The organism is Kitasatospora sp. NEAU-CNBT7 (assembly GCF_057220535.1).
The window spans coordinates 1-335 of record NZ_JBXQQB010000078.1; the positions used below are offsets into that span (position 1 = coordinate 1).

Annotated in this window: 1 pseudogene; it reads left to right on the forward strand. The window is 68.7% G+C overall.

Features of this window, described 5'->3' with window-relative positions:
- Window positions 1-335, forward strand: a pseudogene (locus tag AC2TEW_RS37730) (transposase); the annotation flags it as partial.

A 335-nucleotide genomic window follows, 5' to 3' on the forward strand; every position in this document is an offset into this window, starting at 1 on the left:
CGCTACGCGGCCCGCCAGGACTGGGACAAGATCTCCCGCGCGCTCAAGCCGATCTGCACCGCGCCGACCGCCGACGCCGCCGAGGAACGCTTCCTGGAGTTCCAGGAGGAATGGGGCGCCAAGTATCCGGCGATCGTTCGGCTCTGGTCGAACGCCTGGGCCGAGTTCGTGCCGTTCCTGCAGTTCGACGCGGAGATCCGCCGGGTCGTCTGCACGACCAACGCGATCGAGAGCGTGAACGCCCGCATACGCAAGGCGGTCCGCGCCCGGGGGCACTTCCCGAACGAGGCTGCCGCGCTCAAGTGCGTCTACATGGCCGTCATGAGCCTGGACCC